The sequence below is a fragment of the Micromonospora violae genome, from assembly GCF_004217135.1.
In the GTDB taxonomy this organism is placed as follows: Bacteria; Actinomycetota; Actinomycetes; order Mycobacteriales; family Micromonosporaceae; genus Micromonospora; species Micromonospora violae.
In genome coordinates this window covers 116,347-140,855 of record NZ_SHKK01000001.1, presented here as the reverse complement: position 1 = coordinate 140,855, position 24,509 = coordinate 116,347, and the positions used below count along the sequence as shown (strand labels likewise).

Genomic DNA, 24,509 nt, shown 5'->3' with positions numbered 1-24,509 from the left:
CCCGAGCGTTGAGCAGCAGCTCAGCGGGGTGCGGGCAGGGGCAACGGGGAGGTACGTGTCGTGCAGGGTGACGGTATTCGGGTACTGATCGTCGGCGGTGGTGTCGCCGGACTGGCGACGGTGGCCGCGTTGCGCGGCTGGGGCGCGACTGTCGACGTGGTCGAGCGGGCGCCCGGGCCGACCGACTCCGGCACCGGCATCTACCTCACCGGCAACGCGACCCGGATGCTCGACGTCCTCGGTCTGCGGGAGTCGGTCGCCGACGTCGCCGTGGAGATCACCCGGCAGCGCAGCGCCAACCAGCGCGGGCGTCGCCTCTTCGACATCGACGTGGCCACGCTGTGGCAGGGCGTCGGGCCGTGCGTGTCGTTGCCCCGGGCCCAACTGCACCGGGCCCTGCTCGACGGGGTCGGCGACGCCCCGATCCGTTGGGGCCGCCAACCGGTCGCGCTCGTTCAGGAGGGCGACCAGGTCGCCGTCGAGTTCGACGACGGCAGCACCGGACGGTACGACCTGGTGCTCGGCGCGGACGGGGTGAACTCGACGGTTCGCCGGCTCACCTTCGACGGCCAGGCCGCCCGGGACCTCGGCCAGTACGCGTACCGGTGGGTGGCTCCCCGCGTCGACGACGAGCCGGTCTGGTCGGTGCAGTTGGGGCGCGGCAAGCAGTTCCTGACCATCCCGATCAGCGCCGATCAGGTGTACTGCTACTACAACGACGGCCCGGTGGCCGACCGGCCCGACTGGCGCGATGAGCTGGGCGCGACGTTCACCGAGCCGGTGGCCACCATGCTCAAGGCCCTCGACTACGACGACCGCACCCTGCACGCCGGACCGAACCAGGAGGTCGTCCTCGACTCCTGGTCCCGAGGGCCGGTGCTGCTGGTCGGCGATGCCGCCCACGCCACCTCGCCGAACATGGCCCAGGGGGCGGCGATGGCCCTGGAGGACGCGGTCGTGCTCGCGTCGTCGTTGGTCACCGCTGATTCCGTCGCCGAGGCGTTGCGCGGCTACGAGGTGCGGCGACGCCCGCGTACGAACTGGGTGCTCAGTCAGACCCACCGCCGCGACAAGGCGACCGGGCTTCCGCCCGCGCTGCGCGACGTGGTGATGCGCCGCCTCGGCGAGCAGATGTTCCGCTCCAACTACGGCCCCCTGTTCGCCCAGCCCTGACCGGTCCGAGCGGCGCGGGGCCGGCTCGGCGGGGACCTGCCCCGCACCACTCAGGGCAGCTGGCCGGGCCGGTCCACGATGGCGATGCGGAGGAGCGCCACAGCGTCGAACAGGGTTTCCTTGCCGTTACGCACCACCGTCCCCCGGGTGCCGAGGAAGACGTGGGTGTCCCGGTCGAAGAGGAAGTCCTGGTTCCCACCGATCACGCCGGGCATCCGGATCGCCACTCCGTGCCGGCCGGCGGCGTCCACCACGTCGCCGGAGATGACGACCGCTCCGGGCTCCCGTGCCAGCAGTTCGAACAGCGCCGCGAGCGCTCGGGGCGGCACGTAGCCGCGCAGCATCGACCGCGCCGTGGTGTACACCATGCTCTCGTCCCCGTAGACGGCCTCCTCGTCGGCGCCTTCGGCAAGGTGCAGCTCGACCGGGTGCTCCCGGAGGTAACGAAGCAACTCGTCCGGATCGGTGGGCAGACCCCCGTGGTAGGCGGGCGGCTGGAATACGTCGAGTTCCTTCCAGGGATAGGCGGAATCGCGCACGCGGAGCACCTTCAGCTCGCCCCACCCGTTCGGCTCGGCCTCCGGTCGGTAGCGTGCCTGCGTGTACGCGACTCCCCCGGCCGACTGCCACAGCTGGTTCCGGATGGTCTGATACGGGCCGCTGTCCGGAAACTCCCGGATCGTGGCCAGGGATTCCGTGAAGACGTACTGGTCGGGCCGGGCGGTGAGCTCGGGCTGCTGCCGGGCTGCGTCGGCCGCCAGGTGGAAGATCTCCGACGCGTTGGCCGTGGGTGGTCGCTGATCGCCCAGCCTCATGGTCTGCACCGCCAGCGCGCCGGCGGTGAGCGTGACCGCCAACCCGAACGCCCCGGCGATACGCCAACCACGCAGGAACCGGGTACGACGTCCGGCCGGACGGGCCGCCGAAGCCGTCTCGGCCCGCGCGGCGACGTGTGCGGTCAGATCCCTGAGCAGTTGCTCCTCGAAACCCTGCGGCGACCGTTCGATTTCGTTCATCGTCATCTCCGTCTGATCAGGCGAGGGTGGTGACCGGGCGGGCGAGCACGGCGCGGACGACGCGGCGGGCACGATGCAGGCGGACCCGGGCGGCGACCGGTGACATCCCGAGCACGGTGGCCGCCTCCGCGACGGTGAGGCCGTCCACGGCGACGAGTTCGACGAGCGTTCGGGTGCCCTCGGGTAGGTCGCTCAGCGCCCGATGGGTGCGGCGGGCCGCCGACTCGGCGTCGATGCGCTCCTCGATGCGGGCGATGTCATCAGGGCTGAGGTCTCGTCGTCCGGCCAGACGACCGGTCACCCGCAGCCGTTGGGCCGCCCGACGCCGCTCGTCGCCGATGACGTTGCGGGCCACCCCGTACAGCCAGCCGATCTGACTGCCCCGGTCGGGCCGGTAGCCGGCCGCCGACTCGATCACCGCCAGGAACACGTCGGCGGTGAGGTCGGCGGCGAGGTGCGGGTCGTCGACCCGCCGTGCCACGAACCGCCCCACCGCTTCCAGGTGTCGCCGGTAGAAGACCTCGAAGGCCACCGGGTCGGCTCCGATGCCGGAAATGTCACCATCGGCTTGGCTCGGCTCAGTCACGGGCCGTCCCCCCTCGTCGCCTTCACACCTCTTCTTCGTACGGGGCGGCGCGGGTGTTACCGACCCATCCGACACGTCTGCCCCGCCCGGACGGTGGCGCTGCGGGTCCGGTTGGGCAGTCGCCCTGGTGATGCGGCATTATCGAAGCACCGGCGACTGGCGGCACGGGGATGGTGAAACCATCGGGGAGCCTCTCGCGGGCGTCGACCGCCTGGGCGCCTGCGTCGAGGAACCATCATGACCACGACCAGCCCATCCGTCGAGCAGCACACCCCGTCGGGTACGGCCCGACTCCTGCCGGGCGCACCCGTCGCCGAAGCCGTCCTGGCCGAAATCCGCGACGCCGCCACCCGCCTGCGCGACCGCGGGATCACACCGAGCCTCGCCACCATCCTCGTCGGCGACGACGACGCCAGCGCCGGTTACATCGCCATCAAGCAGCGGCAGGCCGCCGCGCTCGGGTTCGCCTCCCCGCACGTACACCTGCCGGCCACCGCCACCCAGGATGACCTGCACCAGGCCATCGCCCGATTCAACAACGATCCGGCCGTGCACGGACTGCTCGTGCAGTACCCCGTACCGGGGCACCTGGACTACGACGCGGCGCTGCAGACCATCGACCCGGACAAGGACGTCGACGGCATGCACCCGCTCAACATGGGGCGTCTCGCCGTCGGCCTGCCCGGCCCGCTGCCGTGCACCCCCGCCGGCATCGAAGCCCTCCTGGCGCACTACGAGATCCCCGTCGCCGGCCGCGAGGTCGTCATCCTCGGCCGGGGCGCCACCCTCGGCCGCCCGTTGGCGATGCTGCTCGCCCAGAAGCGCCCCACCGCCAACGCCGCCGTCACCGTCGTCCACACCGGGGTGCCTGACTGGGACCGCTACACCCGCCGCGCCGACATCCTCGTCGCCGCCGCCGGCGTACCCGGGATCGTGCAGCCGGAGCACGTCAAGCCCGGCGCTGTGGTCATCGGCGCCGGCGTGCGCTACGACGGGCGGCGGTTGCTGCCGGACGTGGACGAGGCGTGCGCCGAGGTCGCCGGCGCGATCACGCCCCGGGTCGGCGGGGTTGGCCCGACCACCGTCGCGATGCTGTTCCGCAACGCCGTACGCGCCGCCGAACGCGCAAACCAGTAACCCGGTCACCCAGGTCACGTGATGCTGAGTAGCCCGGTCGTCCACAACTACTCAACATCACGTGACTCACCGGACCCAGCCGAGGAAACGCTGGTGCAGCAGCCCGGCGGGCACCCAGGTCAGGTCCTCGGCCGCCCAGACCAGGTAGGACCCCATGTAGAGGCCCAGTGACACGGGCGCGCCCTCGAACTCGGCACGCAGCTCGGTGCGGCGGGTCCGGCAGGGCCAAGGGGCACTGCAACCGCCGCAGGTCCACACCGGAAGGACCGGGCCGTGGGTGGTCACGGCTTGCCATCCAGGAAGCGGCGGGTGACCGACCGGGCGTGCCAGCGGGCCGTCCAATCCGCCTGATAACAGGGGTACGGGGCCAGCCGCGCCCACCACCAGCGACAGCCGGCGCAGAGCCCGTCGACGCCGGGCAGGTGCACGGACAAGATTCGTCCGACCTGATCCTCGGTCACTCCTGCTCCTCCCCTGGCCAGTGGCCTCGCCGGATCGGGATGCGGTGCCGGGCTCGGCACGGCAGGTCGGCCCCACATCGGCAGATCCACCGCCACCGCTGCCAGGACCAGACCGGCCGATGCCGCCGAGCCAAGGTCAGCGCCACCGCCAGCAGGTAGTCGTCGTACGGCACCCGATCCGGCATCAGACCTCCCGACGATCCTCCTTGGACCCTCGATTGCCCGCTCATTTTGCGCGCGCATATTTAGGTGGTCAACGACCACCGGTCATAGCGCTTGGGCGTGTCCGGCGATCCTGGGCGGCAGCGTTAGCGGCACAATGACCGCCATGGAGAGTCCGACCTTCGTTCGCTTCCAGCTCGGCGCGCAGCTCCGCCGGGTGCGCGAAGAGGCCAGCGTCACGGCCGAACAGGCTGCTGACGTCATCGAGGTCTCGGCAAGCACCCTGCGGCGGATCGAGGCCGGACGCGTCGGTATCAAGGCACCCGCGCTCAACGCCCTGCTCGACCGTTACGGCGTCACCGATGCCGAACTGCGCGACACGCTCCTGTCGATGGCGAAGACCGGCAAGCAGCGCGGCTGGTGGGCCAAGTACGGCGACCTGCCGTCGTCGTACCGCCAGTACATCGGCCTGGAGTCGGCGGCCGAGGAGGTACACAACTTCGAGACACTGGTCGTCCCAGGGCTGCTCCAGACAGAGGACTACGCCCGAGCCTTGACCAGCGAGGACGCGCTGGAGCCCTCACCCGAGGCGGTCGAGCGTCGAGTCGCCGTCCGAATGCAACGCCAAGAGCTGATCGCGACAGGGAAGCTGCGACTGTTGGCCGTGCTCGACGAGGCGGTACTGCACCGACAAATAGGCGGAGCGGCCGTCATGGCTGGGCAACTGACCGCACTGCTCGAAGCCAGCAAGCGGTGGAACGTCACCCTTCAGGTCATCCCGTTCCGGGCGGGCGCCTACGCCTCAATGGTGTCGAGCTTCCACATCCTCAACTTCGCGGGCGGACCCGGAGTCGTCTACATCGAGGGCATCACGGGCGACCTCTACGCGGAAGGTGACGATGTGAGGCGTTGTACCGTGGTCTTCAACAGCCTGCGCGCCTCAGCCCTGTCTCCCAGCGACTCAATCGCGATGATCAAGGCCATCCAGGGTGCGGGGCCCGACAGGTAGGAGGCGGCAGTGGACTCGCAGTGGCGCAAGAGCACCCGCAGTGGCGGCAACGGCGCCTGTGTCGAGGTCAGGCGTGATGGGCAAGCCGCGGAGGTCCGAGACAGCAAGGACCAACTTGGCCCGACTCTTCGGTTCGACGCTGCGGCATGGTCGACGTTTCTCTCTGAATTGAAGCGCTAGCAAGCGGAGCCCCCACCGCCCGGCGGTGCCTGTGTCGACGTTGCCGCCCCACTCGTTGCTGTCGCGGTTCCAGCGACACCGGCCCCGGCGCTGCCCAGCGCGCACCTACGATCAGGCTGTGAAGCGACCGCGCTTGTACGGGCCGGGCGAGTTGGCCGCCCTGTTCAACGTGTCGCGGCAGCGGGTACTCCAGATCACCCGCCGACCCGGCTTCCCTGAGCCGATGGCCCGCCTGATCGGGACGACCATCTGGGACGCGGACGAGGTAGACGAGTGGACCAAGCACAACCGCCCACCACGCCCAACCGAGGGCGACGAAGACCGCTGACCCGGCTACACCTGCCGAATGCTGCGCCGGACTGGTTCCGACCATGACGGCGAGGGCCAGAGATCCATTGGCACCAGCCGGAGGTAGTGCGCCGCCCACGCTTGCCTGTAGTCCCGGCCCCTGGCAGCCGCTCTCGGGACGGCAGAGTCGCGCAAGCTCATCCTTGTCATCGCAGCCGCGATGGGAGCGGCAGCAGACCTGAGGGAGGAATCGTGGAAACCACGGATCGCATGATCTGGCGTAAGCCGAGCTACAGCGACAACAACGGCGGTGCCTGCATCGAGGTAGCCGCCTTGGGGACGAGCATCACGGTTCGCGACAGCAAGGATCCCAGCGGCTCGACCCTCCGCTTCACGACAGGTGCGTGGACGAGTTTCCTTCGAACCATCCGCTAGCCCAAGCCCAGAAGGCGTGGTGGTCTGGTCAATCATGCGCTCCGCCGAGCAGGAGGTGTTCGACGATGAGTGAGCACAGTGTGACCGTGGTCCGGTTGGACCGTACCTCGCCCACCGAACGCGAGAAGATCGTTCTGGGTGTGCAGGACCTCCTGTTGGCTCAGCAAGTGATCGCCCCCAACGATCGTCGTGACGCGTCGTGGCAGCCAAGCTCGTGGAAGGCTGGCCCAGCAGCGCGGACAGCAGTCGCCGAGCCGGTCGACTGGTTCGACGCCTTCCTCGATACGGCCAACAACGGTGTCGACATCGATGGCGAGCGTCATGTCCATCACCCGGTGGAAAATGATGAGGCACCGCGATGCCCCGAGTGCGCGGCTGAGGCACCAACGGTTTACACCGATACCTACGGTGATTGGCTGGAACAGTGGTGGACCGCCGGCGATGAGCCCTTGTTCACATGCGACCAGTGCGGCTGGACAGGACCCATCGGCGACTGGTGTAGCGAGTTCAGCGTGCTCATTGGCGCCCCCGCCGTGACGTTCTTCAACTGGCCGCCGCTGTCACCCACCCTTATCACCGCCATCCGCGAGACCCTCGGCGGTGGTACCGGTAGCGTTGTCAGCCACTGGTAACGCGAGTCCATTCCGCCCCTGTCGGCAGGTGAAACGGCGCTGCCCCGGCCTCCACGAAGGAGACCGGGGCAGCGACGCGTTTCGCGTACGTCAGCTGCAGCCGCTGGTGGAGCCGCAGCCCTCGCAGACGTAGCAGCTACCGGCGGGGCGCATCTTCGTACCGCAGGTGAAGCAGAGCGGTGCGTCGGCGGCCTTGCCGATCACGGCCTCCAGCAGTTCGGTGCTGGAACCGACGCTCGGCGCCGGCTTGGCGGCGGCCACGTCGGCCATCTCCTGGGCCGGCTGGGCGACAGCTTCCGGCTTTGCCGGGGTCTCCACCGGTGCGGACGACGCCATCGCGGTGAGCTCGGCACCGGTGACGGCGGCGGCCTCCGCGTCGGCCTCGGCCCGCAGCTGGGCGGCCCGCTCGCTGGCGGTGAAGATGCCCAGCTCGGCGCGGCGCTCGTAGGGCAGGAAGTCCAGCGCCAGGCGACGGAAGATGTAGTCCATCACCGAGGCGGCCATCCGCACGTCCGGGTCGTCGGTCATGCCGGCCGGCTCGAAGCGCATGTTGGTGAACTTGCTGACGAACGTCTCCAGCGGCACGCCGTACTGCAGACCGATGCTGATGGCCACCGAGAAGGCGTCCATCACGCCGGCCAGGGTCGAGCCCTGCTTGGACATCTTCAGGAAGACCTCACCGAGGCCGTCGTCCGGGTAGGACGACGCGGTCAGGTAACCCTCGGCGCCACCGACGGAGAAGCTGACCGTCTCGGACGGGCGCTTCTTCGGCAGGCGCTTGCGCACCGGCCGGTACTCGATGACCTTCTCCACCGCGGCCGGCGCGGCGGCTGCGGTGTCGACGGCGGCCGGCTCGGTGGCCTTGTTGTTCTTGGCGACCGAGAGCGGCTGGCCGACCTTGCAGTTGTCCCGGTAGATCGCCAGCGCCTTGAGGCCGAGCTTCCAGCCCTCGAAGTAGATCTTCTCGACGTCCTCGACGGTGGCCGCCTCCGGCATGTTGACCGTCTTGGAGATGGCGCCGGAGACGAACGGCTGGATGGCCGCCATCATCCGCACGTGGCCCATCGGAGCGATCGACCGCTCCCCCATGGCGCAGTCGAAGACCGGGTAGTGCTCCGGCTTGAGGCCGGGGGCGTCCACCACGTGGCCGTGGTCGGCGATGTGCTCGACGATCGCCTCGACCTGCTCCTCGGGGTAGCCGAGGCTGCGCAGGGCGCGCGGAACCGTCTGGTTGACGATCTGCATCGAGCCGCCGCCGACCAGCTTCTTGAACTTGACCAGCGCCAGGTCCGGCTCCACGCCGGTCGTGTCGCAGTCCATCATGAAGCCGATGGTGCCGGTCGGGGCGAGGACGCTCGCCTGCGCGTTGCGCCAACCGTTCTTGTCACCGATCTTGTTGCCCTGGGTCCACTGCTTGGTCGCCTCACGGACGATCGCGGTGGCCACCGGGGTGGTCGGCTTGATCTCGTCGTTGGCCGCGGCGTGCTTGCGCATGACCCGCTTGTGCGGCTCGGCGTTGCGGGCGTAGCCGTCGTACGGGCCGACCACGCCGGCCAGCTCGGCGGAACGGCGGTAGGCGGTGCCGGTCATCAGCGAGGTGATCGCCGCCGCGACCGAGCGGCCCTGCTCCGAGTCGTACGGCAGGCCGGTCGCCATCAGCAGGGCGCCCAGGTTGGCGTACCCGATGCCGAGCTGGCGGTAGGCGCGGGACGTCTCACCGATCTTCTCGGTCGGGAAGTCCGCGAAGCAGATCGAGATGTCCATCGCGGTGATGACGAACTCGACGGACTTGACGAACTTCTCCACCTCGAAGCCACCGTCGGCGCGGAGGAACTTCATCAGGTTGAGCGAGGCCAGGTTGCACGAGGAGTTGTCCAGGTGCAGGTACTCCGAGCACGGGTTCGACGCGGTGATGCGCCCGGTCTCCGGGCAGGTGTGCCAGTCGTTGATCGTGTCGTCGTACTGCAGACCCGGGTCGGCGCACTCCCAGGCGGCCTGGGAGATGGAGCGGAACAGCGTCTTGGCGTCGACGGTGTCGATCACCGAACCGTCCAGACGGCCGCGCAGGTCGAAGCCCTTGCCGTTCTCCACCGCCGACATGAACTCGTCGGAGACCCGGACCGAGTTGTTGGCGTTCTGGTACTGCACGCTGACGATGTCGGAGCCGCCGAGGTCCATGTCGAACCCGGCGTCGCGCAGCGCGCGGATCTTGTCCTCCTCGCGCGCCTTGGTGACCACGAACTCCTGGATGTCCGGGTGGTCCACGTCGAGGATGACCATCTTGGCCGCCCGCCGGGTCGCGCCGCCGGACTTGATGGTGCCGGCGGAGGCGTCCGCGCCACGCATGAAGCTGACCGGGCCGGAGGCGTTGCCGCCGGAGGAGAGCAGCTCCCGGGACGAGCGGATCCGCGACAGGTTGACCCCGGAGCCGGAGCCGCCCTTGAAGATCAGCCCCTCCTCCTTGTACCAGTCGAGGATGGAGTCCATCGAGTCGTCGACGGCCAGGATGAAGCAGGCGCTGACCTGCTGCGGCGACGGCGTACCGACGTTGAACCAGACCGGCGAGTTGAAGCTGAACACCTGGTTCAGCAGCATCCAGGTCAGCTCGTGCGCGAAGACCTCGGCGTCGGCCGGGCTGGCGAAGTAGCCGTACTCCTCACCCGCGGTGCGGTAGGTGGTGACCACCCGGTCGATCAGCTGCTTGAGCGACCACTCGCGCTCCGGGGTCCCCACCGCGCCCCGGAAGTACTTCGTGGTCACGATGTTCGCCGCGTTGACGCTCCACGACTCCGGGAACTCCACGCCACGCTGCTCGAAGTTGATCGAGCCGTCGCGCCAGTTCGTCATCACGACGTCACGGCGCTCCCAGGAGACCTCGTCGTACGGGTGGACCCCCTCCGTCGTCCACACCCGATCGATCTTCAGCCCCGCGCCTGCCTTGCTTCGTGAACGGCTAGTTGTCACGCCGTCGCCCCCCTCGTCTGCGCGGTCACCCACCGCGCGTCCCAATCTCTCGAAAAACCTGTGAAGACTCAGCTGGTACGGCCGGCGGCCTCAACCGCATCGGCCCGGCCCTGCTCCCGGGCTCGCGCCGCGGCCCGCAATGTCTCGATCTCGCGCTCGAAGTCGGCGAGCGAGTCGAACGAGCGGTAGACGCTGGCGAACCGCAGGTAGGCGATCTCGTCCAGGTCACGCAACGGACCCAGGATCGCCAGGCCCACGTCGTGGCTGGGGATCTCGGCGGCCCCCTTGGCCCGGACCGTCTCCTCCACCCGCTGCGCGAGCAGCGCGAGTGAGTCGTCGTCCACCGGCCGGCCCTGGCACGCCTTACGCACCCCACCGATGATCTTCGTGCGACTGAACGGCTCGGTCACCCCGCTGCGCTTGACGACCGCGAGGACCGCCTCCTCGACGGTGGTGAACCGCTTGCCGCACTCCGGGCAGGATCGCCGCCGTCGGATGAGCTGGCCGTCGTCGGCCTCCCGCGAGTCGACCACCCGGGAGTCAGCATGCCGGCAGTACGGACACCGCATCGCCCACCTCCTAAAAATGATCAACTGCGAGCAGACCGGACACTCCCGGGCACGATTCACCGCGACGGTGCCATCCTCGGATGGCGCCGCCGTGATCAACGTTACGGAAGTGCGGTCGGTAGTCAGACCCAACCTGTAGGCAACTTACGCCCGTGTCACTACTACATCTAGGGGTCGACCGTATGTCGCCGCGGAAGCCGGGTCAAGTTGGCCGGCGTGTCCGGCGCGTCACGGACCAACCGGTCAGCAACGCTGCGCACCACACCCGAACACCCAACGCCACGGCCCCGCCCGAGTTACCGGCCGGGCGGCCGAACCGAGCCGGAAAACGGGCGAAGATCGAACACTAGTACGACCTGACGTACCATTTATCAGAACATCCGTACGAGCGGAGCGCTTTTTCACCCCGACACGCCGATGAGAGGTCGTACAGATGTTTGAAAATGACTGATCTCACCTATACGGTCATGAACAACGTGGCACCACCGCACGCACCACGAGCCGACGAGGCACCCAGCGCCGACCAGGGAGGACGGACGTGACCGAGGACCGGGCCAGCCGGCCGAAGAGCCCGCAGCAGATCACCGAGGCGGGCCCGCCGGCCACCCGACGCCGCAGCGCCGCGCGCAGCCGGACGGGCCAGCCCGCCGTGCGCCCGGTCACCCCGGTGGTCAGCGCCTTCCCCGACCCGGCGACGGTCGACCTGACCGCCCGCCAGCGCCGCATCCTGGAGTTCATCCGCACCTGGGTGGAACGGCACGGCTACCCGCCGAGCGTCCGGGAGATCGGCGAGGCGGTCGGCCTGGTGTCGCCGTCCAGCGTCGCCTACCAGCTCAAGGAGCTGGAGAAGAAGGGCTTCCTGCGCCGCGACCCGAACCGGCCGCGCGCGGTGGACGTCCGCGCCCCCAGCGAGGCGATCGACGACGAGCTGTCGAGGGCACAACGACCGACCCCGGCGTACGTGCCGATGCTCGGTCGGATCGCCGCCGGTGGCCCGATCCTCGCCGAGCAGGCCGTGGAGGACATCTTCCCGCTCCCCCGCGAGCTGGTGGGCGAGGGCGAAGTCTTCATGCTCCAGGTCAAGGGCGACTCGATGCTCGACGCGGCGATCTGCGACGGCGACTGGGTGGTCGTCCGGCAGCAGCCGACCGCCGACTCCGGCGAGATCGTGGCCGCCATGCTCGACGGAGAGGCCACCGTCAAGACCTACCGGCGACGCGACGGGCACGTCTGGCTGATGCCCCAGAACCCGGCCTTCGACCCGATCCCCGGCGATGACGCCACCATCATGGGCCGGGTCGTCGCGGTGCTACGCCGGATCTGACCGAGCGGCGGGTGGGTGCCCACAGCGCTCACCCGCACCGCTCGTCTAGGGCGGGTGAGCGCGTCAGCGCCGATCAGTAACGGTCACCCCGGTGACCGCGACCGCCCCCAGGATACTGCCCGTACGGGTCGACGGGCGCGTCCTCGTCGCGTCGGCGGCCGGGCCGCTGACCCCGGTAGTCGGGCTCCTGCCCACCGCGCCGTGGCGGCTCCGCGCGACCAGCGCCAGGCTGACCGCCGTCGCCGCCGTACACGCCGCCACCGGGACGGCCACCGCCAGTGCCCTGCGGGCGACCACCGCCACCGTGCGGACGACCACCACCACCAGCCGGGGGACGACCGCCACCAGCTGGCGGACGACCGCCACCGGCCGGGGGACGTCCACCGCCGTACACGCCGGCACCGCCGCCGTCCGGTCGTGGCGCACCGTAGCCACCGTCAGCCGCAGCCGGCCGGCCACCGCCATAGACGGCACCACCCGCCGGGGCCGGGCCACCACGAGCCGCACCGCCGCCGTAGACGGCACCGCCGGCCGGCGCACCGCCCCCGTAGACACCACCCCTGCGGTCGTCATCGGCCGGGAACCCGTCGACGGCACCACGGCCCCCGCGCGGAGCGAACGGCTCGCCATCCGGGTCGGACGCGTCAGCGGCCGGCGGGCGACGGCGGGCGCGGAGGATGCCGAAGATGCCGGCGACGACCAACAGCAGACCGAGCAGCCCGACCGAGCCGACCAGGTACGTGATGTCGTCGAGGCTCAGCCCGTCGACCCAGGATTTCGAGCTGGCTGGCTTGCCGCCCTCCTCCGGGCTCAGTGGCACCGCGGTGGAGGTGGACGGGGTGTAGCCGAGGATTTCCAGCGGCTCGTCTTCGGTGAACCGGCCCGCGTCGGAGACGGTGAGGAACGACTTGCCGTCCGAGGAGTAGCTGATGGCCTCGCCGAACGGGTCGGCCAGGGGCGTCACCCGCGGCTTGCCGGTGGTGAGCGCGCCCACGATGTCGCCGTCGGTCACGTCGAACTCGAAGGCGTCCGCGTAGGTGCGCAGAACCACCCGGGAGCCGTCCGGTGCCCGCGTCGCGCCGGTGATGGCGATCCGGCCGAACGTGTTGAGGGTGTTCTCCGTCTGGGTCTTCGGCAGCGTGATCTCGCCGGCCTTACGCATCGGCACCGGCTCGGTGTCGCCGCTCTTCAGTGCCGCCGACGGCGTGTAGATCTCGGCCTTGCCACTGGTCACCTTGGTGATGATCAGCGGTTTCCCGTCGTCGCCGATGAGCAGCGCCTCGGCGTCGTGCGGTTTGGCCTCGGGGTAGGAGAGCCGGTGCAGCGTCGGCTGCCTGGTGCCGGTGACCGACATCGACCAGACCGCGACGCGGCTGCGGCGCTCCTTAGAGTCGGGGTTGTCACCGGTGTCGGCGATCCAGAGGGTCTTGCCGTCCTTGGACAGGGCGAGATCCTCGGTGTCGGACGGACCCTGCCCCGAGAAGCGGACCTCCTTCGAGACCTTGCACTTGCTGTCGAGGAAGAAGACCCGCTTGCGTGCCGCGTTCTCGGTGCTGTCGTTGATGACGATGAAGCCACTCTTGGTGGCGACCAGCCCGGACAGCTCCCGTAGGCGCTCGTCGGTGATCGTGCATCGCTTCTGGCCAGGGTTGGCGGCAGGCGGCCCGGACGACCCAGGGGCGGGAGCCGCTACGGCGGCTCCGGCGAGCGCCACGGTTGCCCCGAACAGGCCGAGGGCAACCGTGACCGAGGAAACAACGCGGCGCATTCGGCCAGTGTCGCATGCCGCGCGTTTCCGATGGATGACGCCGTGGCCGCTCAGGAGCGGCTGCCGGCCGCCTGCCCCTGCCTCTCCAGGTCGAACGCCGCCAACTCCGCCGCCAACTCCGCGCCGACGCGGACGTGCAGCAGGGTGCCCTCCGGCAGGTGCGCCGTGCTGAGCACCTCACCCGTGCGGTGCGCCCGAGCCACCAGGTCGCCCCGGTCGTACGGCAGCACGGCCCGGACCTCCACGGCCGGGCTCGGCAGCCGCTCCTCGATCGCCGCGCGCAGCCCGTCGACGCCCCGCCCGGAGTGCGCGGACACGAAGATCGCGTCCGGCCAGAGCCGCTTGAGCCGCAGCAGAGTGTCCTCGTCGGCCGCGTCGGTCTTGTTGACCACCAACAGCTCGGGGAGCCGGTCGGCGCCCACCTCGGCGAGCACCGTGTGAACCGCGCGGACCTGCTCCTCCGGGTCCGGGTGGGTGCCGTCGACGACGTGCACCACCAGGTCCGCCTCGGCGACCTCCTCCAGCGTCGAGCGGAACGCCTCGACGATCTGGTGCGGCAGGTGCCGGACGAAACCGACAGTGTCGGACAGGGTGTAGAGCCGCCCGTCCGAGGCGGTGGCCTTGCGGGTCGTCGGGTCCAGCGTGGCGAACAGCGCGTTCTCCACCAGCACGCCCGCCCCGGTCAGGCGGTTGAGCAGGCTGGACTTGCCGGCGTTGGTGTAGCCGGCGATGGCGACCGCGGGAACCGCGTTGCGGGAGCGTCGGGCCCGCTTGGTCACGCGTACCGTCTTCATGCTCTTGATCTCACGACGTAGCCGGGAGATGCGGTGACGGATGCGTCGCCGGTCGGTCTCCAGCTTGGTCTCACCGGGACCACGAACACCCACACCGCCACCGGCGCCGCCACCCCGGCCGGAACCACCGGTCTGCCGGGAGAGCGTCTCACCCCAACCGCGCAGTCGGGGCAGCAGGTATTCGAGCTGGGCCAGCTCGACCTGCGCCTTACCTTCCTTGCTCTTGGCGTGCTGGGCGAAGATGTCGAGGATCAGCGCCGTACGGTCGACGACCTTGACCTTGGTGCGCTGCTCCAGGTTGCGCAGCTGCGACGGGGACAGCTCACCGTCACAGATGACCGTGTCGGCGCCGGTGGAGAGCACCACCGCGCCGAGGTCGTCGACCTTGCCGCGGCCGATGTACGTCGCCGGGTCGGGTCGGGTACGACGTTGGATGAGCCCTTCGAGCACCTGCGAACCGGCGGTCTCGGCCAGCGCGGCGAGCTCGGTCAGCGAATTTTCCGCGTCGGTGACCGTGCCTTCCGTCCAGACGCCCACCAGGACGACCCGCTCCAGCCGCAGCTGGCGGTATTCCACCTCGGTGACGTCGGTGAGCTCGGTTGACAGGCCCGGAACGCGTCGGAGGGACTGCCGCTCCGACAGCTCCATTTCGCCGGTGGTGACGTCGTCGAGCTCGTCCTCGACGGGGACAAAGCTCTCCTGGTCTCGCAAGCGGTTCTCCTGTCCGTTTTGATAAGTAGAACGTAATCCTGACATGACTCAACGCCGAACGCACCTGCTATATGCCCATGGTGAAGGTCGCCAAAAGTGGGGGCGAATGCTGGTCGGCGGCGACAACCCGGTAGAAATGCGGGCGGCGGTCGACTGGCCGCACAGCCGTTACGGAGGGATCCCGTGGCCATCACCCGACTGCCCAGCGCCGGATTTTCGATCACCATCCGGATCGCCGTCACCGCGGACGCCTCCTCGATCGGCCGGCTCACCACCTCCGTCGGCGAGGCCGGGGCGATCGTCACGGCGTTGGACGTGGTGGACTCGGACCCGACCCACGTGATCGTCGACCTGACCTGCGACACGGCCGACGCCGGTCACGCCGACCAGGTGGTCGAAGCGCTGACCGCGCTGGACGGCGTGGACGTCCGCAAGGTGTCGGACCGGACGTTCCTGCTGCACCTGGGCGGCAAGATCGAGGTGACCTCGAAGGTCGCGCTGCGCAACCGTGACGAGCTGTCGCGCGCGTACACCCCGGGTGTTGCCCGGGTCTGCATGGCGATCGCCGAGAACCCGGCCGACGCCCGGCGACTGACCATCAAGCGCAACACCGTCGCGGTGGTCAGTGACGGCTCGGCGGTGCTCGGCCTGGGCAACCTCGGCCCGGCCGCGTCGCTGCCGGTGATGGAGGGCAAGGCCGCGCTGTTCAAGCGCTTCGGCGGGGTGGACGCCTGGCCGGTGGTGCTGGACACCCAGGACACCGACGAGATCGTGCAGATCGTCAAGGCGATCGCGCCGGCCTACGGCGGCATCAACCTGGAGGACATCGCCGCACCGCGCTGCTTCGAGATCGAGGCCCGGCTGCGCGAGGCGCTGGACATCCCGGTCTTCCACGACGATCAGCACGGCACCGCGATCTGCGTGCTGGCCGCGCTGACCAACGCGCTGCGGGTGGTGGGCAAGCGGCTCGAGGACGTCCGGGTGGTCGTCTCCGGGGCGGGCGCGGCCGGCACCGCGATCATGAAGCTGCTGCTGCGTCAGGGCGTCGGCGACATCATCGCGTACGACCGGAAGGGCGCCCTGCACTCCGGGCTGACCGGGCTCAACTCGGCGTGGCAGTGGCTGGCGGAGAACACCAACAAGGAGAACTACTCCGGCGACCTGCCCGGCGCGATCCGGGGCGCGGACGTGTTCATCGGGGTCAGCGCGCCGAACCTGCTCACCGGCGACGACATCGCGCAGATGGCGAAGGACGCGATCGTCTTCGCCCTCGCGAACCCGGACCCGGAGGTCGACCCGCGGGAGGCGCGCAAGCACGCCGCCGTGGTCGCCACCGGTCGCTCGGACCAGCCGAACCAGATCAACAACGTGCTCGCGTTCCCCGGGGTGTTCCGCGGCATGCTGGACGCGCACGCCGAGGAGTTCACCGAGGAGATGGCGATCGCTGCCGCGCGGGCCATCGCCGACGTGGTGGGCGAAGACAAGATCAACCCGACGGTGATCGTGCCGAGCGTCTTCGACTCCCGGGTCGCCCCGGCGGTCGCCGCCGCCGTACGCGCCGCCGCGCACAACCCCAGCCCCCTGCCGGCCGCCGACCCCGGCCCGGCGGACCTCCCCGAGATCGCCGCCAACGCCAGCGCAACCCCCTAACCCACCCACCCCTCCCACCGGCTCCCCGGCCGGCCCGCCACCTCTGTTGATCAAGAGGTTTGCGTCAGCAACCACGCTGATTCTGACGCAAACCTCTTGATCAACTTTCTTCAGCGGGCAGCGGGCAGCGCGGACGGGCTGATCTCGCCGGTGGCTACCAGGACGGCGGGGCCGGAGAGCCAGCAGGAGTCGGCGGTGACGGTGACCGTCAGGCGGCCGCCGGGCACGTCCACGGCGACCACTCCGGTGTCCCGGCCAGCGTCGCGCAGCGCCACCGCGCCCACCGCGCAGGCACCGGTGCCGCAGGACAGGGTCTCGGCGCTGCCGCGCTCGTACACCCGCATCAGTGTGTGCCCGTCGGTGCCGTCGACCGGGTCGCCCGCCACGATGAACTCCACGTTCACCCCGCTCGGGAAGACCGCCGGGTCGAACCCGGGCGCGACGGTCAGGTCCAGCGCCGGCAGCTCCACACCGGCCGGCAGGACGCAGACCAGGTGCGGGTTACCGACGTCCACCACCGCGCCGGTCAGGGTCAGTTCGCCGAGGGTGGCGGTGGAGCTGCCGTACACCTGGGGTCGGCGCATCTCGACGGACACGGCGTCGCCCTCGACCAGCGCGCGCACGACGCCGGCCCGGGTGGCCACCGGCAGCGCCGCGCCGGCGGGCGTGGCCAACCCGGTGTCGAGCAGGTAGCGCACGAAGACCCGGGCGCCGTTGCCGCACATCTCGGCGAATGAGCCGTCGGCGTTCCAGTAGTCCATGAACCATTCGGCCTCGCCGGCCTGACCCGCGCCGTCCGGATGCTTGGCCGCGCGGACCACCCGCAGTACGCCGTCCGCGCCGATGCCGCGACGCCGGTCGCAGAGCGCCGCGACCAGCTCCGGGGTCAGGTCGAGCTGACCGTCCGGGTCGGGAAGGATGACGAAGTCGTTGCCGGTGCCGTGGCCCTTGGTGAACTGCACCGGACCATCATCGCGCAGCGGCCGGCAGCAGACGCAGGGCAGCCCCGATCAGGTCCGGGGTCGCCGAGTCGAGCCAGTGGATCCGCGGGTCGCGCCGGAACCAGGACCGCTGCCGGCGGACGAAACGGCGGGTGGCCCGGACCGTCTCGTCCCGCGCCTGCTCCTCGGTCAGCTCGCCGGCGAACAGGCGCAGCACCTGCTGGTAGCCGAGGGCCCGACTCGCCGTCCGCCCCTCGGGCAGCCCGCGGGCGACCAGCTCACGGGTCTCCGGCACCAGACCGTCGGCCCACATCCGGTCCACCCGCACCGCGATCCGCTCGTCCAGCAGGCCGGTGTCGAGGTCGACGCCGAGCTGCACGGACGGGTAGTACGGGGTGGGCTGCGGCAGCGATGCGGCGAACGGCGCGCCGGTGAGCTCGATCACCTCCAGGGCCCGCACGATCCGCCGACCGTTGGCCGGCAGGATGTTGTCGGCGGCGACGGGGTCGACGGTGCGCAGCCGCGCGTACAGCGGGGCCGGCCCGACCTCGGCCAACTCCCGTTCCAGCCGCTCCCGCAGCGCCGCGTCGGTGCCCGGGAACTCGAAGCGCTCCAGCACCGCCCGCACGTACAACCCGGAGCCCCCGACCAGCAGCGGCACCCGCCCTCGGGACAGGATGTCGTCCACCGCCGCGCGGGCCAGTCGCTGGTACTCCGCGACGCTCGCCGGCTCGGTGACGTCCCAGATGTCCAGCAGGTGATGGGGCACCCCGTCCCGCTCGGCGACTGTCAGCTTGGCGGTGCCGATGTCCATTCCCCGGTAGAGCTGCATCGAGTCGGCGTTGACCACCTCCCCGTCGAGGGCGTGCGCCAGGGCGATGCTCAGCGCCGACTTGCCGGCCGCGGTCGGACCGACCACCGCCACGACCCCGCCGCTCACACCCGCTCCCAGGACGCCACGAAGTAGGCCACGCCGTAGGGGGCGGAGTCGTGCAGCAACTCGCCGCGCCACCCGCCGCCGGCCGCGCGGGCCGCCCCGGCGAGCACCTGCCAGGGGGCGCGACCGGCGGCCTTCAGCTCCGCCGACACCACCGGGTCGAGATCCAGCAGGGCGTCCAGGTCCGCGTCGGCCAGCGCCGCGGCAACCCCCTGGTCGTACGGGAGGGCGCGCGCGTCGTCGTACCCGGGTGCTTTCTCGCCCCGGCAGGCCGACCCGTCGCCGAGGACCAGCGCCGCCACCCGGTCACCGGCGGCGGCCACCTCGTCGGCGAGTGCGGCCCGCTCCGCCGCGCCGGCGTCGGCGGCCACCTGCACGGCGGTCACCGGCGCTCGGGTGTCGTGGCGGGCCAGCAGCCACGCGCCGATGGTCAGGCTCAACGGCAGCACCGCGCCCCGGTCCGGCTGGCCGGGCGGCAACGGCACGTCCAGGTCGACACCCCAGGGCTGGAGGGAACCGGTCGCCGGGGTGCGGATCGGGCCGGTCACCGGGCCGGTGCCGAGCAGCACCACAGCGTCCGGACCGGTGGCCAACAGCCGGCGTACGGCGGTGTCACAGGCCGCCCGCAGGTCGTCCAGCTCCGGGGCCGCGGAGCCGGCCACCTCGGGCACGAGCAGGGGCGGATGCGGGCAGACGGCAGCGGCGACCAGTGGCACCCGTTCACCGTAGCGGGAATCCCCGGTGCGTCTCCGAGCCGATCCGGTCATTCGGCCCCTAGGACACCGTATGGTCACGGTCGGCGATAGGCGCTCGACGGGGACCGGGTCGGACCTGTGACAATGCCGGAAGCAACTTGGCTGCGCCGTGGCGGCGGCGGGGGATCGATCCCTCGACGCCGGGAGAACGAGGATGGGCACATGAGCGACTGGACTGCCTTCGGACGGGTGGACGCGGACGGCACCGTGTACGTCAAGACCACCGAGGGCGAGCGGGTGGTCGGATCCTGGCAGGCGGGAGCACCGGAGGAGGGCCTGGCGCACTTCGCGCGTCGCTTCGCCGATCTGGTGACCGAGGTGGACCTGACCGAAGCGCGGCTCAAGTCGGGTGCGGCTGATGCCGGGCACTCGTTGAGCACGATCCGGCGGATCCGTGCCACGCTGCCCGAGGCCAACGTGGTCGGCGACATCGACGCGCTGGCCACCCGCCTGGACAAGCTGGCGACCCTCGCCGAGGAGAAGGCCGGCGAGGCACGCGCCGCCCGGGACGCCGCTCGCGGCGAGGCCCTGGCCCGCAAGACCGCGCTGGTCGAGGAGGCCGAGAAGTTGGCCGCCGAGTCCACCGGCTGGAAGACCGCCGGGGATCGGCTCAAGGAGATCCTCGACGAGTGGAAGACCATTCGTGGGGTCGACAAGAAGGCCGACGGTGAGCTGTGGAAGCGGTTCGCCGCCGCCCGGGACGGCTTCACCCGTCGCCGCGGCGCGCACTTCGCCTCCCTGGACTCGCAGCGCAAGCAGGCGCAGACCGTCAAGGAGGAGCTGGTCGCCGAGGCGGAGAAGCTTCAGGACTCCACCGACTGGGCCGCCACCGCCAACCAGCTCAAGGACCTGATGACCCAGTGGAAGGCCGCTCCGCGCGCCTCGAAGGAGGCCGAGCAGAAGCTCTGGGAGCGGTTCCGGGGGGCCCAGGACGCCTTCTTCAGCCGGCGCAGCGAGGTCTTCTCCGCACGGGACAACGAGCAGCGCGGCAACCTGGAGCGCAAGCAGGCCCTGCTCGCTGAGGCCGAGGCGTTGGACATCGACGCCGACCCGAAGGGCGCCCAGGCCAAGCTGCGGGAGATCCAGGCCCAGTGGCACGAGGCCGGCCGGGTGCCCCGCGAGGCGGCGGCCGGGCTGGAGCGTCGACTGCGCGCCATCGACGACAAGGTCCGCGAGGTGATGGACTCGGCGTGGCGCCGCACCACCAAGGAGGACAACCCGCTGCTCGCCCAGATGCGGGCGCAGGTGGCGGAGGCCGAGGACCGGCTGGCTCGGGCGCAGAGCGCCGGGGATGCGCGCCGGATCAAGGAGGCCGAGCAGGCCCTCGCCTCCAAGCGGCAGTTCCTCCAGCTCGCCGAGCAGGCCGGCTGAGCTGACGACGTTCCGGAGCCCCCGGCCCCTTGACGGGGCCGGGGGCTCTTCCACGTCCACCCCACCCCGAACCCTGCCCGCCGCCCCTGTCCCGTCGATCATGGAGTTGTGGTGGAGGACAAATTGCCTACAATGCCCCGAAGTCGGGCACCACAAGTCCATGATCGACGCGTTCGGGGGCGCGGACGGCGGCCGGACGGCTGGTTGACGCATCGACCCGGGCTGATCAGAATGAGCGACGGAGCCAGGTAGGGCCACCGGCACGAGGGCGACGAAGGCGGATCAACCGCCGTCGGGGGTCGCCGGTGAGCTTCCGCGAGTGACCACGTCCGCGTGACCTGGGCCGTCGCGCACTGTCCGCGTACCCCTTCGGGACCGGGACGTGCGGACGGCCGCCCGCCGGCGTCGTTTCTGGACGTCGTCGGACCTCCGAAGTGGAGCTCGAATGTTCCGTCCGAAAGCTCTCGGCGGCGCGCTCACCGCGCTCGCCACCGTCGCGGCCGGCGTGTGCCTCGCCGCCACCGTCAGCACCGGCCCGGCCGTTGCCGCGGGCACCGGTACCGGTTATCTGCACACCAGTGGTAACCAGATCGTGGACAGCACCGGTGCCACGGTCCGGCTGACCGGCATCAACTGGTTCGGCATGGAGACCGACAACAAGACCTTCCACGGGCTGTGGTCGAGCAACCCGTGGCGGGGACAGCTCGACACGATGGCCCGGCTGGGTTACAACACGTTGCGGGTGCCGTACTCGAACGACGCGCTGAAGCCGGGCGCGACCGCGACGGGGATCAACGACTTCGTCAACCCGGACCTGATCGGGCTGTCGCCGTTGCAGATCCTGGACAAGGTGATCGACTATGCCGGCAGCAAGGGCATGCGGATCATCCTGGATCGGCACCGGCCGACGTCGGCCGGGCAGTCGCCGCTCTGGTACACCTCGACGGTTTCCGAGGCGACCTGGATCAACGACTGGAAGATGCTGGCCCAGCGGTACGCGGGCAACCCGACGGTGATCGGCGCCGACCTGCACAACGAGCCGCACGCGGAGGGCACCAACCCGGCGGCCACCGGCGCGTGCTGGGGTTGCGGTGACACCACCCGGGACTGGCGGCTCGCCGCCGAGCGGGCCGGCAACGCCATCCTCGGCGTCCAGCCCAACTGGTTGATCTTCGTGGAGGGGGTGAGCTGCCCCAGCGGTGGTCTCTCCAACGTGTGGGACAACGACCCGAGCAACGACGAGGACTGCGGCTGGTGGGGTGGCAACCTGTCCAAGGCGGGCGAGTTCCCGGTCCGGCTGAACGTGGCGAACCGGCTGGTCTACTCGCCGCACGAGTACGCCACCTCGGTGTACCGGCAGACCTGGTTCGACGCCCCGGACTACCCGGCGAACATGCCGGCCATCTGGGACAAGTACTTCGGTTACCTGTACAAGCAGAACATCGCACCGATCATGATGGGCGAGTTCGGCAGCACCCTGGTCGACCCGAAGGACAAGGTGTGGCTGGAGAGGCTGATGGCCTACACCGGCACGGGGGTGACCGGGATGTCGTTCACCTACTGGTCGTGGAACCCCAACTCGGGTGACACCGGCGGCATCGCGCTGGACGACTGGACCACCATCAACACCGCCAAGCAGGCGATCCTCCAGCCGTACCTGATCGCACCGTCCGGTGGCGGCACCAGCGGGCCGCCGACCGGTGGGCCGACGGACCCGCCGACCGGCGCCTGCACGGCGACCTACCGACAGGTCAATGCCTGGCAGGGCGGCTTCCAGGGCGAGTTGACGGTGAAGAACACGGGCTCGGGCGCGGTGAACCCGTGGTCGGTCACCTGGAGTTGGCCGTCGGGGGTGACGCTGGGCAGTGGCTGGAACGCCACCGTCACGCAGTCCGGCACGACGGTCACCGCGGTCGCTCCGGGGCACGCCCCGTCCCTTCCGGCGGGTGGGTCGGTCACCGTGGGCTTCACCGCCAACGGCACCGCCAGCGCGCCGGGCACCGTGAAACTCAACGGCACCAGCTGCTGAACCACCGGGACGGCCGATGCGGTGCGCATCGGCCGTCCCGGCCATTTACATCAAGGTTCTTCTATGCTTTCATCGGGAAAGCGCTTGCCTCCCTGTTGGTGGGCGCACCCGCGGGAGCCGCTCTCCTTCACGAACCCGCACTGGCGGGCCGAGGACCACCGGTCCCGGCGAGACCCGCCGCCGCCCCCGGGCATGGGCGTCGCGACGGTCCGTCCGCCTCATCGAAAGGAAGCAGCATGCGCACAGGACGGCGTCGAATGACGCTGATCGCCACCACCGCCGCAGCCACCGCGACCCTGGTCTCCGCCGGGCTACTGACCTCCGTGTCCGCCCAGGCGGCCGCCGGCTGCCAGGTGGCCTACTCGGTCGCCAGCCAGTGGCCGGGCGGATTCACCGGCAACGTCACCGTCACCAACCTCGGCGACCCGGTCTCCGGGTGGACGCTGCGCTGGTCGTACGGGGCCGGCCAGCAGGTCAGCCAGGCGTGGGGCGCCACCGTCGCACAGAGCGGCAGCCAGGTCTCCGCGACCAACGTCGACTACAACGGCACCCTGACGACCAACGGCAGCACCACGTTCGGCTTCAACGCCAGCTGGAACAACTCCAGCAACCCGGCTCCGAGCAGCTTCACCCTGAACAACGTCGCCTGCACCGGCAGCACCACACCGACCACCCCGCCGTCGACCACCCCGCCACCGTCGAGCACTCCCCCACCCACCAACCAGGAGCCGTCGACGCTGGTCGGCTGGGCCACCCAGAACGGCGGCACCACCGGCGGCGGCAACGCCGGCACCACCACCGTCAGCAACGCCTCGGGCCTGACCAGCGCGCTGAACGCCACCGGTGCCGCGGTGATCCGGGTGACCGGGACCATCACCTGCTCGGGGATGCTGCGGGTCCGGTCCAACAAGACCATCATCGGTAACTACGGGGCGACGATCGTCGGCTGCGGGTTCAACATCAACGGCGACCGCAACGTGATCATCCGCAATCTGACCTTCCGCAACTGGAACGACGACGCGATCAACGTGCAGGAGTCGGCCACCAACATCTGGATCGACCACAACAGCTTCAGCAACGGGTACGACGGCGCCGTCGACATCAAGCGCGGCTCGGACTTCATCACCGTCTCGTGGAACCGGGTCTTCAGCCACGACAAGACCATGCTGCTCGGCCACAGCGACGACAACGCCGGCCAGGACGTCGGCCACCTACGGGTCAGCTACCACCACAACTGGTTCGACGGCAGCAACCAACGCAACCCCCGGGTGCGCTTCGGCAACCCGGTGCACGTGTACAACAACTACTACCGGGCCAACGGCGGCTACGGCGTCGCGTCCACCGAGAACGCCGGCGTGCTCGTCGAGGGCAACTACTTCGAGAACGTCGACGACCCGTACCACCGCGGTGAGGGCGACTCGGGGCCGGGCAGCCTGGTCGCCCGCAACAACCACTTCGTCAACTCGCCCACCGGCCAGGCCGGCGGCAGCGTGGCCAGCATCCCGTACTCCTACCAGCTGGACACCGCGAGCAACGTCAAGTCCATCGTCACGGCCGGGGCCGGCGCCGGCAAGATCACCGTCTGACCGCGGAGGGGCCCCTCGTCCAGGGGCCCCT

General features: G+C 70.3%; 24 protein-coding genes and 1 riboswitch. Of the genes, 12 read left to right on the top strand and 12 right to left on the bottom strand.

The features are described 5' to 3' along the window. The first annotated feature begins 60 nt into the window (after nt 1–60). A complete protein-coding gene (locus EV382_RS00630; RefSeq protein ID WP_244236482.1) occupies nt 61–1,173 on the top strand; it encodes an FAD-dependent monooxygenase in 1,113 nt (370 codons plus the stop codon). Nucleotides 1,174–1,223: 50 nt separating this feature from the next. Here the strand turns inward: EV382_RS00630 and EV382_RS00625 are convergent, their stop codons facing one another. Both EV382_RS00625 and EV382_RS00620 read right to left on the bottom strand, forming a co-directional pair. After that, nucleotides 1,224–2,189 (bottom strand): CU044_5270 family protein, encoded by a 966-nt coding sequence (locus EV382_RS00625; protein ID WP_130399729.1) that lies wholly within the window; start codon nt 2,187–2,189, stop codon nt 1,224–1,226. Nucleotides 2,190–2,205: 16 nt separating this feature from the next. Then, nucleotides 2,206–2,775, bottom strand: a complete 570-nt coding sequence (locus EV382_RS00620) for an RNA polymerase sigma factor (RefSeq protein ID WP_208758274.1) — start codon at nt 2,773–2,775, stop codon at nt 2,206–2,208. A gap of 142 nt (nt 2,776–2,917) precedes the next feature. After that, a riboswitch (ZMP/ZTP riboswitch) is annotated at nt 2,918–2,999 on the top strand. 13 nt (nt 3,000–3,012) lie between these two features. Here EV382_RS00620 and EV382_RS00615 point away from each other — a divergent pair. After that, nucleotides 3,013–3,912 carry a bifunctional 5,10-methylenetetrahydrofolate dehydrogenase/5,10-methenyltetrahydrofolate cyclohydrolase gene (locus EV382_RS00615; RefSeq protein ID WP_130399728.1) on the top strand — a complete coding sequence of 300 codons (900 nt, stop codon included), beginning with the start codon at nt 3,013–3,015 and terminating at the stop codon, nt 3,910–3,912. Between the two features lie 66 nt (nt 3,913–3,978). Here EV382_RS00615 and EV382_RS00610 read toward each other — a convergent pair whose 3' ends face one another. From EV382_RS00610 to EV382_RS00600, 3 genes are read right to left on the bottom strand one after another with little or no spacing between them, the layout of a single operon-like run. After that, the gene (locus EV382_RS00610; RefSeq protein ID WP_130399727.1) at nt 3,979–4,197 is read right to left on the bottom strand and encodes a hypothetical protein; all 219 of its coding nucleotides are present in this window, start codon (nt 4,195–4,197) and stop codon (nt 3,979–3,981) included. Beyond that, complete coding sequence (locus EV382_RS00605; protein ID WP_130399726.1) at nt 4,194–4,373, bottom strand: hypothetical protein; 180 nt, start codon at nt 4,371–4,373, stop codon at nt 4,194–4,196. The genes EV382_RS00610 and EV382_RS00605 overlap by 4 nt, the downstream gene beginning before the upstream one ends. After that, the gene (locus EV382_RS00600) at nt 4,370–4,558 is read right to left on the bottom strand and encodes a hypothetical protein (protein ID WP_130399725.1); all 189 of its coding nucleotides are present in this window, start codon (nt 4,556–4,558) and stop codon (nt 4,370–4,372) included. The genes EV382_RS00605 and EV382_RS00600 overlap by 4 nt, the downstream gene beginning before the upstream one ends. 134 nt (nt 4,559–4,692) lie before the next feature. Here EV382_RS00600 and EV382_RS00595 point away from each other — a divergent pair, with 134 nt between their 5' ends. From EV382_RS00595 to EV382_RS00575, 5 genes are all read left to right on the top strand, one after another. After that, the gene (locus EV382_RS00595) at nt 4,693–5,544 is read left to right on the top strand and encodes a helix-turn-helix domain-containing protein (RefSeq protein ID WP_130399724.1); all 852 of its coding nucleotides are present in this window, start codon (nt 4,693–4,695) and stop codon (nt 5,542–5,544) included. A 9-nt stretch (nt 5,545–5,553) separates the two neighbouring features. Then, entirely contained in the window at nt 5,554–5,724 is a 171-nt protein-coding gene (locus tag EV382_RS00590) for a DUF397 domain-containing protein (protein ID WP_130399723.1), read from the top strand. A 118-nt stretch (nt 5,725–5,842) separates the two neighbouring features. Continuing rightward, nucleotides 5,843–6,052 carry a DNA-binding protein gene (locus EV382_RS00585; RefSeq protein WP_130399722.1) on the top strand — a complete coding sequence of 70 codons (210 nt, stop codon included), beginning with the start codon at nt 5,843–5,845 and terminating at the stop codon, nt 6,050–6,052. Nucleotides 6,053–6,264: 212 nt separating this feature from the next. Continuing rightward, on the top strand, nt 6,265–6,447 hold the full coding sequence (locus EV382_RS00580) for a DUF397 domain-containing protein (RefSeq protein WP_208758273.1): 183 nt from the start codon (nt 6,265–6,267) through the stop codon (nt 6,445–6,447). Nucleotides 6,448–6,512: 65 nt separating this feature from the next. Continuing rightward, nucleotides 6,513–7,079 (top strand): hypothetical protein, encoded by a 567-nt coding sequence (locus tag EV382_RS00575; RefSeq protein ID WP_130399721.1) that lies wholly within the window; start codon nt 6,513–6,515, stop codon nt 7,077–7,079. Between the two features lie 90 nt (nt 7,080–7,169). On the opposite strand, the gene EV382_RS00570 is transcribed toward EV382_RS00575, so the two are convergent. Both EV382_RS00570 and nrdR read right to left on the bottom strand, forming a co-directional pair. Next, a complete protein-coding gene (locus tag EV382_RS00570; RefSeq protein ID WP_130399720.1) occupies nt 7,170–10,076 on the bottom strand; it encodes a vitamin B12-dependent ribonucleotide reductase in 2,907 nt (968 codons plus the stop codon). 35 nt (nt 10,077–10,111) lie between these two features. Continuing rightward, entirely contained in the window at nt 10,112–10,612 is a 501-nt protein-coding gene (gene nrdR, locus EV382_RS00565; RefSeq protein ID WP_091400542.1) for a transcriptional regulator NrdR, read from the bottom strand. Nucleotides 10,613–11,150: 538 nt separating this feature from the next. Here nrdR and lexA point away from each other — a divergent pair. Beyond that, the gene (gene lexA, locus EV382_RS00560; RefSeq protein ID WP_091400540.1) at nt 11,151–11,936 is read left to right on the top strand and encodes a transcriptional repressor LexA; all 786 of its coding nucleotides are present in this window, start codon (nt 11,151–11,153) and stop codon (nt 11,934–11,936) included. A 73-nt stretch (nt 11,937–12,009) separates the two neighbouring features. On the opposite strand, the gene EV382_RS00555 is transcribed toward lexA, so the two are convergent. Together EV382_RS00555 and hflX are read right to left on the bottom strand one after the other, a co-directional pair. Beyond that, nucleotides 12,010–13,704: a hypothetical protein gene (locus EV382_RS00555; protein WP_130399719.1), complete on the bottom strand. Its 1,695-nt coding sequence runs from the start codon at nt 13,702–13,704 to the stop codon at nt 12,010–12,012. A gap of 50 nt (nt 13,705–13,754) precedes the next feature. After that, on the bottom strand, nt 13,755–15,209 hold the full coding sequence (gene hflX, locus EV382_RS00550) for a GTPase HflX (RefSeq protein ID WP_130399718.1): 1,455 nt from the start codon (nt 15,207–15,209) through the stop codon (nt 13,755–13,757). A 183-nt stretch (nt 15,210–15,392) separates the two neighbouring features. Between hflX and EV382_RS00545 the strand changes: the two genes are divergently transcribed. Beyond that, nucleotides 15,393–16,859 (top strand): NAD-dependent malic enzyme, encoded by a 1,467-nt coding sequence (locus EV382_RS00545; protein WP_130399717.1) that lies wholly within the window; start codon nt 15,393–15,395, stop codon nt 16,857–16,859. A gap of 110 nt (nt 16,860–16,969) precedes the next feature. On the opposite strand, the gene dapF is transcribed toward EV382_RS00545, so the two are convergent. The 3 genes from dapF to EV382_RS00530 are packed head-to-tail and all read right to left on the bottom strand — an operon-like array spanning nt 16,970 to nt 19,504. Next, a complete protein-coding gene (gene dapF / locus EV382_RS00540; protein ID WP_130399716.1) occupies nt 16,970–17,821 on the bottom strand; it encodes a diaminopimelate epimerase in 852 nt (283 codons plus the stop codon). A 7-nt stretch (nt 17,822–17,828) separates the two neighbouring features. Further along, a complete protein-coding gene (miaA, locus tag EV382_RS00535) occupies nt 17,829–18,752 on the bottom strand; it encodes a tRNA (adenosine(37)-N6)-dimethylallyltransferase MiaA (RefSeq protein WP_425271964.1) in 924 nt (307 codons plus the stop codon). Continuing rightward, a complete protein-coding gene (locus EV382_RS00530; protein ID WP_130399715.1) occupies nt 18,737–19,504 on the bottom strand; it encodes a class III extradiol ring-cleavage dioxygenase family protein in 768 nt (255 codons plus the stop codon). The genes miaA and EV382_RS00530 overlap by 16 nt, the downstream gene beginning before the upstream one ends. A gap of 150 nt (nt 19,505–19,654) precedes the next feature. Here EV382_RS00530 and EV382_RS00525 point away from each other — a divergent pair, with 150 nt between their 5' ends. The 3 genes from EV382_RS00525 (at nt 19,655) to EV382_RS00515 (ending at nt 24,478) form a co-directional block, all read left to right on the top strand. Further along, nucleotides 19,655–20,863, top strand: coding sequence for a DUF349 domain-containing protein (locus tag EV382_RS00525; RefSeq protein WP_130399714.1), 1,209 nt, complete (start codon nt 19,655–19,657; stop codon nt 20,861–20,863). 445 nt (nt 20,864–21,308) lie between these two features. Next, on the top strand, nt 21,309–22,892 hold the full coding sequence (locus EV382_RS00520; RefSeq protein WP_130399713.1) for a cellulase family glycosylhydrolase: 1,584 nt from the start codon (nt 21,309–21,311) through the stop codon (nt 22,890–22,892). Between the two features lie 236 nt (nt 22,893–23,128). Further along, complete coding sequence (locus EV382_RS00515) at nt 23,129–24,478, top strand: pectate lyase family protein (RefSeq protein WP_130399712.1); 1,350 nt, start codon at nt 23,129–23,131, stop codon at nt 24,476–24,478. Nucleotides 24,479–24,509: the final 31 nt, after the last annotated feature.

Coding starts and splice junctions, on each gene's coding strand:
- EV382_RS00595 (WP_130399724.1), top strand. CDS start 4,693: ATGACCGCCATGGAGAGTCCGACCTTCGTTCGCTTCCAGCTCGGCGCG.
- EV382_RS00600 (WP_130399725.1), bottom strand. CDS start 4,558: ATGCCGGATCGGGTGCCGTACGACGACTACCTGCTGGCGGTGGCGCTG.
- EV382_RS00520 (WP_130399713.1), top strand. CDS start 21,309: ATGTTCCGTCCGAAAGCTCTCGGCGGCGCGCTCACCGCGCTCGCCACC.
- EV382_RS00625 (WP_130399729.1), bottom strand. CDS start 2,189: ATGAACGAAATCGAACGGTCGCCGCAGGGTTTCGAGGAGCAACTGCTC.
- EV382_RS00575 (WP_130399721.1), top strand. CDS start 6,513: ATGAGTGAGCACAGTGTGACCGTGGTCCGGTTGGACCGTACCTCGCCC.
- EV382_RS00525 (WP_130399714.1), top strand. CDS start 19,655: ATGAGCGACTGGACTGCCTTCGGACGGGTGGACGCGGACGGCACCGTG.
- nrdR (WP_091400542.1), bottom strand. CDS start 10,612: ATGCGGTGTCCGTACTGCCGGCATGCTGACTCCCGGGTGGTCGACTCG.
- EV382_RS00515 (WP_130399712.1), top strand. CDS start 23,129: ATGCGCACAGGACGGCGTCGAATGACGCTGATCGCCACCACCGCCGCA.
- EV382_RS00615 (WP_130399728.1), top strand. CDS start 3,013: ATGACCACGACCAGCCCATCCGTCGAGCAGCACACCCCGTCGGGTACG.
- EV382_RS00530 (WP_130399715.1), bottom strand. CDS start 19,504: ATGACCGGATCGGCTCGGAGACGCACCGGGGATTCCCGCTACGGTGAA.
- EV382_RS00555 (WP_130399719.1), bottom strand. CDS start 13,704: ATGCGCCGCGTTGTTTCCTCGGTCACGGTTGCCCTCGGCCTGTTCGGG.